The 8,652-nt window shown below is 66.9% G+C and carries 9 protein-coding genes and 1 tRNA gene; 3 read left to right on the forward strand and 7 right to left on the reverse strand.

Going from position 1 to position 8,652, the window contains the following annotated elements:
• The coding region (locus tag ACIRA7_RS12820) for a hypothetical protein (RefSeq protein ID WP_396221239.1) at nucleotides 1–262 on the reverse strand (262 nt) is incomplete at its 3' end.
• A 137-nt stretch (nucleotides 263–399) separates the two neighbouring features.
• On the opposite strand from ACIRA7_RS12820, the gene mutM reads away from it, so the two are divergent.
• A complete protein-coding gene (mutM, locus tag ACIRA7_RS12825) occupies nucleotides 400–1,188 on the forward strand; it encodes a bifunctional DNA-formamidopyrimidine glycosylase/DNA-(apurinic or apyrimidinic site) lyase (protein WP_396221240.1) in 789 nt (262 codons plus the stop codon).
• Between the two features lie 43 nt (nucleotides 1,189–1,231).
• Here mutM and ACIRA7_RS12830 read toward each other — a convergent pair whose 3' ends face one another.
• The 6 genes from ACIRA7_RS12830 to ACIRA7_RS12855 form a co-directional block, all read right to left on the reverse strand.
• Complete coding sequence (locus ACIRA7_RS12830; RefSeq protein ID WP_396221241.1) at nucleotides 1,232–2,416, reverse strand: class I SAM-dependent rRNA methyltransferase; 1,185 nt, start codon at nucleotides 2,414–2,416, stop codon at nucleotides 1,232–1,234.
• Nucleotides 2,413–3,252, reverse strand: coding sequence for a glycosyltransferase family 2 protein (locus tag ACIRA7_RS12835; protein WP_396221242.1), 840 nt, complete (start codon nucleotides 3,250–3,252; stop codon nucleotides 2,413–2,415). Before ACIRA7_RS12835 ends, ACIRA7_RS12830 begins: the two co-directional genes overlap by 4 nt.
• On the reverse strand, nucleotides 3,249–4,244 hold the full coding sequence (gene mltG, locus ACIRA7_RS12840; protein WP_396221243.1) for an endolytic transglycosylase MltG: 996 nt from the start codon (nucleotides 4,242–4,244) through the stop codon (nucleotides 3,249–3,251). The genes ACIRA7_RS12835 and mltG overlap by 4 nt, the downstream gene beginning before the upstream one ends.
• Nucleotides 4,241–4,711, reverse strand: coding sequence for a Holliday junction resolvase RuvX (ruvX, locus tag ACIRA7_RS12845; RefSeq protein ID WP_396221244.1), 471 nt, complete (start codon nucleotides 4,709–4,711; stop codon nucleotides 4,241–4,243). Before ruvX ends, mltG begins: the two co-directional genes overlap by 4 nt.
• A 22-nt stretch (nucleotides 4,712–4,733) precedes the next feature.
• Entirely contained in the window at nucleotides 4,734–6,032 is a 1,299-nt protein-coding gene (gene rho, locus ACIRA7_RS12850; protein WP_396221245.1) for a transcription termination factor Rho, read from the reverse strand.
• A tRNA-Arg gene (locus tag ACIRA7_RS12855) sits at nucleotides 6,026–6,099 on the reverse strand. The genes rho and ACIRA7_RS12855 overlap by 7 nt, the downstream gene beginning before the upstream one ends.
• A gap of 365 nt (nucleotides 6,100–6,464) precedes the next feature.
• On the opposite strand from ACIRA7_RS12855, the gene ACIRA7_RS12860 reads away from it, so the two are divergent.
• Together ACIRA7_RS12860 and ACIRA7_RS12865 are read left to right on the forward strand one after the other, a co-directional pair.
• The gene (locus tag ACIRA7_RS12860; protein WP_396221246.1) at nucleotides 6,465–7,688 is read left to right on the forward strand and encodes an efflux RND transporter periplasmic adaptor subunit; all 1,224 of its coding nucleotides are present in this window, start codon (nucleotides 6,465–6,467) and stop codon (nucleotides 7,686–7,688) included.
• A gap of 12 nt (nucleotides 7,689–7,700) precedes the next feature.
• Nucleotides 7,701–8,652, forward strand: a 952-nt coding sequence (locus tag ACIRA7_RS12865) for an efflux RND transporter permease subunit (RefSeq protein WP_396221247.1), incomplete at its 3' end; no start/stop codon positions are given.

Raw genomic sequence — 8,652 nt, forward strand, 5'->3', positions numbered from 1 at the left:
CGTACGTGGGGAGTCGCAGGCGCTTGGTGATCAGCCGGTCGACTTCCTGCCACACGACCATCTCGGTGAGCGCGATCTGGTCCTGCTTGCGCAGCACTTCAACGGCTTCGTCGCCGATCTTGAGCAGCGCGCCGCGCGACACCGAGTCCTTGTAGTCCTCGATTTCGCGTTCGACGTACAGCTCGTACTCGTACTTGAGCGATCGGGGAGAATGGATAGCGGTACCCCAGAAGTGTGGATGGAATGTGGATAAAGTAGCCATCCACATCCGGAACGCAAGAGGAGATTGTCGACGGATTTGTGATCCCTGAACTTCCAAGTGTCTTTCGGCATTAGAGTTGGGATGGTGCCGCGACAGTGCCGCCAGTGTCGCTCGTTCGCCCTCTCCGCCGCCCCCACATGCCCGAGTTGCCCGAAGTCGAATTCGCCGCCAAGCGACTGCGAAGTGCGGTCGCCGGACGCGTCATCGCCCGCCTCGACGCCATGCACCCCTCCCAGCAGCGGCACCTGCCGGCGGACGCCCTTCGGGCGGCCGAAGGGCTCACCATCGATCGGGTGGAACGTCGGGCGAAGATCCAGTTGGTGCACCTTCAGGGGGGCGCCATCCTCGAGGTCCACTTCCGGATGACCGGCGACTGGGAGTTCACCCGCGTGGGGGACCAGGCGCCCCGCCACGAGCGGGTGCGCCTGGAAACGGCCGACGGCGTGCGGGTCTCGCTGGTGGACAGCCGGGCGCTCGGTGTGGTGCGCCTGCACGCGCCGGGCACCTTCGTGCTGCCGGCGATAGGCCCCGAGCCGCTCACCGACGACTTCACCGCCGATGGCTTTCGCACCGCGCTGGCGCGTCGGAGCGGGCCGATCAAGCCGGCGCTACTCGATCAGAAACTGGTAGCCGGCGTGGGCAACATCTACGCGTCGGAAGCGCTCTGGGAAGCGCGCATCCATCCCGCCACCGCCGCCAACACGTTGTCGCGCGAACGCGTGACGCGGCTGCGTGATGCCATTCGCCACGTGCTCGAGACGGCGCCGACCGAGCGCTACTACGGACGCGATGACGTCGATGAGAGTGAGATCTGGCGCGTGTACGGCCGTGACGGCGAACCGTGCCGCCGCTGCGGCGCGACGCTCAAGCGGTTGCCGCAGGCGGGGCGCAGCACCTTCTACTGCCCGCGCTGTCAGCGACGCTGAGCCCGCTCGACGGCCACGCGCACGAAGCCGGTCACCGGAACGCTCAGCTCATCGCTTCGAGCAGGGCACCCTTCAGATAACCGGTTTCCGGTACGGTGATGAGTTCCGGATGATCGAGCGGCTGGCCCGTGATCGCACGCAGGGCGAAGGCGCGGCCGCTGTCGGCCGAGGCTTCCTGCAGCATCTCGAAGAAATGCCCGCGCGACAGGTGAAAGCTGCAGCTGGCGGTGAACAGCAGTCCGCCCGGCGCCAGCAGACGCATCGCCTGCAGGTTGATGTCCTTGTAGCCGCGCAGCGCGCCATCGATGGCACTCTTGGTTTTCGCGAACGCCGGCGGATCGACCACGATCGTGTCGAAGCGACGGCCTTCGCGGTACCACGCGCGCAGCACGTCGAACGCGTCGCCCTCGACCGGCTCGATGTTCGTGAGCCCGTTGCGTTCGGCATGCTCGTGCACGCGCGCCAGCGCCGGCGCCGACACGTCGAGCGCGAAGACCGTGTCGGCCTGCTTGGCCAGATGCAGCGCGAAGCTGCCGTGATACGCAAAGCAGTCCAGCGCCTGACCACGCGCCAGCGACCCGATGAGCACACGATTCTCGCGCTGATCGAGGAACGCGCCGGTTTTCTGGCCATCCCATGGGGCGGCGAGATAGCGCACGCCATGCTCCTCCACTTCCACCGTGCGCGGCACCTCGCCGTACAGCAGCTTCACCTCGCGCGGCAGCCCTTCGCGACCGCGCGCGGCCGGATCATTGCGCGCCAGAATGCCCGTGCACTGCGTGAGCTCCACCAGCGACGACACGATGGTGTCGGTCCAGGCGTCCACACCGGCCGACAGCAGCTGCACCACGAGAACGTCGCCGTATTTGTCCACCACCAGCGAGGGCAGGCCATCGCCTTCGCCATGCACCAAGCGATAGGCGTTCGATTCAACGGCCAGCGGCGCCCGCCGAGCGATCGCCGTGCGCAGCTTCTCGTGCCACCAGGCGTCGTCGGGCGTGCGCGACAGATCGGTCTCGATGCGGCGCAGGGAGATCTCCGATAGCGGACTCCACAACGCGAACCCGAGCGGGGCACCGTCGGGGCCTTCCATCGGCACGATGCCAGCTGGCGCCGATGGTCGATGCTCCACGTCGGAGCGGAATATCCAGGGATGACCACCGCGCAGGCGCTGTACACCCCGACGCGAAACGACCGCCGCCCCCGGCGTACGCGGTGCGCGACTCATGTGAGCGGCTCCGGCGTGCGCAGATACTGGTCCAGTCCGCACTCCGCCCGGGTCAGCCGTTCACGCTGTGCGCGTTCGAACCGCTCATGGTTCCGGTCCACGGCGTCCTGATTCGCAAGGCGATGCCACAAATGAAACGCCACGGAGGAGAATTTGAGGTTGCGCCGCACGACACCGGCGTTGATGAGCCGAAGGGCGAGCTCGCTGTCCTCGCGGCCCCATCCTTCCATGTACTCGTCGTAGCCATTCACCCGAATCAGGTCGTCGCGCCAGAACGCCATGTGACAACCGCGCGTTCGGCGCAGTGCGCCGGTGGGGCCGTTGACGAACCGCGAGAGCCACGGGGCGTACACGGCATTCGCCCGATGGGTGATCCCCGGCGCATACCACGACACCGGCACGTCGTCGCCCGCAAACAGGCGGTTCGTCACCGCCTCCGACAGCAACGCTCGCGAGCCCTGCACGTAGCTGCCGCGGCGCGCGAACCGCGCATGTCCCGCAATGAACTCGGGATGGAGCACGATGTCGCCGTCGATTTGCACCACATAATCCCCGCGCGACTGCGCGATGGCCTTGTTCCGTATCGCGGCCAGGCGAAACCCTGTGTCCTCATGCCAGACATGCACAATCGGCACCGGGAAGTGTTGCGCCTCGCGCTCGATGAGCGCGCGTGTCTCGTCGCGACTGCCGTCATCGGCGATCACGACCTCGAGCGGTGGTACACGCTGCGCCCGGACGCTCGCAAGCACGAGCGAGAGTGCCTGCGGCCAATTGTACGTCGCGATCAGCAGGGAGATCGTGGGCGCGTTGCGCGGCGTCGACGCCACGGTGCTCATTGGGGCTGCGTGGCGCGTTTTGCGCGCTTGATGTCGGCGATCGCCCGCTGATGCTGGGAGAACGTGGTACGGAATTCGTGACCGCCATCGGCGCGCGCCACGAAGAACAGATACGGGACATCGGCCGGCGCGAGCGCGGCGGCAATCGAGGCTTCACCGGGCGACGCAATCGGGCCGGGCGGCAGGCCGACGTACTTGTACGTGTTGTACTTCGATTCCACTTCGAGATCCTTGTAGAACACGCGATCCACGTGCTGCGGGAGCGCGTACTGCACGGTGGGATCGGCCTGAAGGAGCATGCCCTTCTTCACGCGATTCCAGTACACCGCCGAAATGAGCGCGCGCTCTTCAGGCTTGCGCGCTTCCTTCTCGATGATGGACGCCATGGTGATCGCATCGTGCCGCGAGATGGCCATCGCCTTCACGCGCGCATCCCACTCGGGCTTCCACACCGACTCGAAGCGCTCGAGCATCGCGTTCACCGCTTCACGCGCCGTGGTGCCGTCGGCGAAGGCGTAGGTGGCGGGGAAGAGATACCCCTCGAGCGAGGCCGCCGGCACGTTCAGCGTGCGGCGCCACGTGGTGTCGGTCGCGGCCACCTGCACCGAGTCGTCGGGCACCGACAGCGCCTTGGCCAGCAGCGGTGCGATGTCGCGCAAGTCGAAGCCTTCCGGGATCACCACCGTGCGCATAATGCCGCGTCCGGTCACCAGGGCGTCGAGCACGTAGGCGTAGCCGGCATCCGAGGGGAACTGATAGGTGCCGGGCTTGATCGTGCGCTCGCGCCCGGCCGCCGCGGTGTACCAGCGGAACAGCCGGGTCGATCCGATCACCTCGTGCACGGCGAGTGACTCCGCCGCGGCGCGCATGGACGCGCCCTTGGGGATCACGACGCGCTCACTCGCCACGCCGGCGTCGCCGCTGCCGGCGATCTCGCTGTACGCGAACCACGCGGCCACGACGAGGACCGCGAGTAGCAAGAGGCGCTTCACGGCGTCGGCGCGCTCACCAGCTCGCCCAGCGTGACGCCCTGCGACGACGCGCGCAGCACCCCTTCCAAGAGAATGCAGGCGGCTAAGGCGTCCACCTCTTCCTTGCGACCACGCGTGCTGCCACCCTGCTCCTTGATGCTGCGCAGCGCGGCCGACGTGGTAAAGCGTTCGTCGACCAACCGCACCGGCAGCGGCTGGCGCGTGATGAGCTTGGCGGCCACGTCGCGCACTTCACGGCAGCGATCGGTCTCTAATCCTGCCGGATCGATTGGCAGACCGAACACGTAGCCCGTCACGCCGAGTTCGTCGGCGCGGCGCATCAACTCGGCGATCGGCGGGCGCTTACCCGCGCGGCGCGTGATGGCGCCGGCGGACGAGGCGAGCATGCCCAGTTCATCACTGACGGCCAGCCCGATACGCTTGTCCCCCCAGTCCACCGCGAGGAGGCGTCCGGTCGTCGCGTTCATTGGGCGTGAGGCATAAAGGGGGTCAGGGTTCCGCCATGTGGTCGAAGAATTCCTTGTTGTTCTGCGCGCGTTCCATGCGCTTGATCAGGAACTGCAGCGCCTCGTCGGAGGGCATGTCCGCCAGGAACGCGCGCAACAAAAAGATGCGCTGCTGTTCGAACGGCGTGAGCAACAGCTCCTCACGGCGGGTGCCCGACTTGTTGATGTCGATGGCGGGGAAGATGCGCAGGTTGGCCAGCTTGCGATCGAGCACGAGCTCCATGTTGCCGGTGCCCTTGAACTCCTCGAAGATCAGCTCGTCCATGCGCGAGTTGGTTTCGATGAGGGCCGTGGCCACGATCGTGAGTGAGCCGCCTTCCTTGAGATTACGCGCCGCGCCGAAGAACGCCTTGGGCTTCTGCATGGCCGAGGCTTCCATCCCACCCGACATGATCTTCCCGCCGGAGGGCGCCACCGCGTTGTGAGCACGGGCCAATCGCGTGATCGAGTCGAGCAAGATCACCACGTCCTTACCCGTTTCGACGAGACGCTTGGCCTTCTCGATGACCATGTCGGCCACCTGCACATGGCGTTCGGCCGTTTCGTCGAAGGTGGAGCAGATGACCTCGGCCTTGGGACAGCTGGCCTGCATGTCGGTCACTTCTTCCGGACGTTCATCGATGAGCAGCACGATGAGCGTGATCTCGGGATGATTCTCGATGATCGCGTTCGCGAGCTGCTGCATGAGGATCGTCTTGCCGCCCTTGGGCGGGGCCACGATGAGGGCGCGCTGGCCCTTCCCGAGCGGGGCGATGATGTCGCAGATCCGGGTGGCGACTTCGCCGTTGCTCCGCTCGAGGCGGATGCGCTCGTCGGGGTACTTCGCGGTCAGGTTGTCGAAGGCGCTACGCAATTTCGACTGCTCAGGGTCACCACCGTTGATGCGCTCCACCTTGAGGAGCGCGAGATAGCGTTCCCACTCCTTCGGCGGGCGGACTTCCCCCATCACCGTATCCCCGGTGCGGAGGTCGAAGCGCTTCACCTGCGAAGGGGAGACGTAGATATCGTCCGGGCCGTGCAGATAATTGAAGTCCTGCGACCGGAGAAATCCGTAGCCTTCCGGGAGCACTTCAAGGACGCCTTCACCGTACAGCGTCGTTTCGGCATCGAGCAGAGCCTGCTCGATCCGGAAGATCAGCTCCTGCTTGCGAAGGCCACTGGTACTGGTGACGTGCAACGACGCGGCCAGCGCCAGGAGTTCAGGAACCGACTTCCGCTTCAGCTCGGCTACGTGCACTAGGCATGGGAAACGAGAGTGACCGCAGGCCGAACGGACGCGCATGGCAGGACTCGAACCTGCGACCTTCTGCTCCGGAGGCAGACGCTCTATCCAACTGAGCTACACGCGCAACGCCGGCTTGTGGCATCCCCGAAGGAACACCGTTCATCGGCTAGACTGCGCAAGTTAATCCGCTGGGGACGACTGGGGCAAGGAAGCATGGGGGTATCGGCGGCGAGGGGCTGCTTCCCGGAAGCCTTTGCGGTGCGTTGCGGAACGCTGGGCGGTCGTGCGGAGACGGCGGCATTGGCCGCCAGCGAGGTCGCGGTCCGATGATGTCGCACGCGTCGTTTCGCTATCGCGCGATGACGACCTGACCTCCATACTGTTTCCGCATCACCCGACGGCGCCCGTGGCCGTCGGTCCGACCCCAATTGCGTGCCATCGCCCGGCGTCGCGCTCCCGCGCACGCCGGCTTCGCTCCTGACGATCCCAATGCAGACCCCTCTTCGTCGTCCGGCCGTTCGCACCGCTGACAGCCTGCTGAGCGCCGCGCCACTGCTGCTCGCGCTCACGCTCGCCGCCTGCAACAAGGGCGACGCCGCCGCGACCACCGATTCTGCCAGCGCCACCTCCACCGCCGCCCAGGAGGCGGCCGAGGAAGCCGGTCGCCCGGCGCTGGCGCTGCCGGTATTGGCCGAAGAGGCGCGCGATGGCGACCTGGTGCTACGGGTCACGACCACGGGACAGATCCGCTCCGATGCGGCCGTGAAGCTGCGCGCCGAAGTGGCGGGCACCGTGGCGCAGCTGGTGGTGCGACCGGGGCAGGCCGTCACCAAGGGACAGGTGCTGGCCCGTCTCGATGGCTATCCGTTCGACCTCTCGGTGCGCGACGCGCAGGCCAGTACCGACGAAGCCGAGCAGCGCTTTCTGGAAAGCTTTGTGCCGGAGTCGGTGGTGACCGGTCGCGGCCCCACGCCGGAGCAGCGCAAGGCGCTGATGAACAAGGCGGGCCTGGTAGGCGCACGCTTGCGCCTCGAGCGCGCCAAGTACGAACAGGATCGCGCCACGATCCGCAGCCCCGTGAACGGCACGGTCGATGCCATCGAGATCTCGGCCGGCGAAAAGGTCAGTGCCGGGCAGGCGCTGCTCACGGTGGTGGACACCCGCAATCTGCGCATCGAGGCGCAGGTGCTCGAACACGACTTGCCGTTGGTGCGCGTGGGCGGCGAAGCCAGCATCAGCAGCGCGGGCGCGCCGGGGAGACTGCTGCGCGGCCGCGTGGATGCACTGTTGCCGCTGGTGGACTCGGTCACCCGCGCCGGCCGCGCGATCGTGCGCGTGCAGGGCGATGGCACGCTACGCCCCGGCATGTATGCCGACGTGCAGCTCGAGGCGACCCGGTTGCCCGGACGGCGCATGGTGCCGTCGCGCGCGGTGATCGAGCGCGACGGGCGACCGCTGGTGTTCGTGGTGAAGGACGGCCGCGCGCAGTGGACGTACATCGTGCCCGGTCGCACGAATGGCGTGGATACCGAAGTGCTCCCCGACTCCACCACCGGACAGATTCCGGTGAATCCAGGCGATCAGATCATTACCGAAGGACACCTCACGCTCACGCACGACGCGCCGGTGCGCGTGACGGCGCCGCGCGAAGGTGCGCCGCGCGAGTCGGGTGATACCGCCCGTCTCGATCGTGCGCCGAAACTCAAGCGATAGGGAGGGCGGCGCGTGAGTCTCGCCGCCTACGCGGTGCGTCGCCCCGTCGCGACGCTCTCCGCCATCCTGGCCGTCGTGCTGCTGGGCTCCGTGTCACTGAGCCGCTTGCCGGTGTCGTTGCTGCCCGATGTGTCGCTGCCGGTGCTCACCATTCGCACCACGTACTCCGGTGCCGCGGCACCGGAAGTATCCCGCTTTGTGGCCGAGCCGATTGAAGAAGCGATCGGCGCCACGCCGGGGCTGACCGAGTTGCGCAGTGTGAGTCGCAACAATGAAGTGACCACCACCGCGCGCTTCGAGTGGGGCACTGATATGCGCGCCACCGTGCTGTCGGTGCGGGAACGACTCGATGCCGCGCGCAGTCAGCTGCCGGAGCGCGCCGATCGTCCCACGCTGCTGACCAGTGATCCGGGTGAACGGCCCATCGCGGTGCTGGCCATCAAGCAATCAGCATCGCAAGCGGCGAAGGACTCGCGGGCGCAGGGTGGTGGCGACCTGCGCAGCTTGGCGCGTACGGCCACCGAAGTGCATGCGCGACGTCTCGAGCAAATCGAAGGCGTGTCGAGTGTGGCGGTCGTGGGAGCACCCGACGATGAAATCCGCGTGGAGCTCGACCCCGAGAAGCTGCGTGCGCTCGATCTCACGCCGGAAGACGTGGCGGCCGCGATCCGGGCTGAGAACGCGACGGGTGCCGGCGGCACCATTCGCAAAGGACAGTTTCGCTTCTCGGTGCGGGCGCTCACGGAGTTTCGCAGTCCGGCCGAGATCCTCGATACGCCAGTCGGGAAGGTGGGCGCGGGAATCACGCTGCGCGATGTGGGGACCGTGTCGCTAGGGCTGGCCGATCCGCAAACGCTCACGCGTCTCGATGGGACGTCGGCCATCGGCATGGTGGTCTACAAAGACGCCGGCTCGAACACGGTGGCCGTCACGCGTCGCATGACCGACGCCATCGCGCAGCTGG

It is taken from the genome of Gemmatimonas sp., from assembly GCF_044376735.1.
Lineage (GTDB): Bacteria > Gemmatimonadota > Gemmatimonadetes > Gemmatimonadales > Gemmatimonadaceae > Gemmatimonas.

What these genes read in the sequence shown, in the direction of transcription:
- mutM (WP_396221240.1), top strand. Translation starts at nt 400, where the DNA reads ATGCCCGAGTTGCCCGAAGTCGAATTCGCCGCCAAGCGACTGCGAAGT.
- ACIRA7_RS12830 (WP_396221241.1), bottom strand. Translation starts at nt 2,416, where the DNA reads ATGAGTCGCGCACCGCGTACGCCGGGGGCGGCGGTCGTTTCGCGTCGG.
- ACIRA7_RS12835 (WP_396221242.1), bottom strand. Translation starts at nt 3,252, where the DNA reads ATGAGCACCGTGGCGTCGACGCCGCGCAACGCGCCCACGATCTCCCTG.
- ruvX (WP_396221244.1), bottom strand. Translation starts at nt 4,711, where the DNA reads ATGAACGCGACGACCGGACGCCTCCTCGCGGTGGACTGGGGGGACAAG.
- rho (WP_396221245.1), bottom strand. Translation starts at nt 6,032, where the DNA reads ATGCGCGTCCGTTCGGCCTGCGGTCACTCTCGTTTCCCATGCCTAGTG.
- ACIRA7_RS12860 (WP_396221246.1), top strand. Translation starts at nt 6,465, where the DNA reads ATGCAGACCCCTCTTCGTCGTCCGGCCGTTCGCACCGCTGACAGCCTG.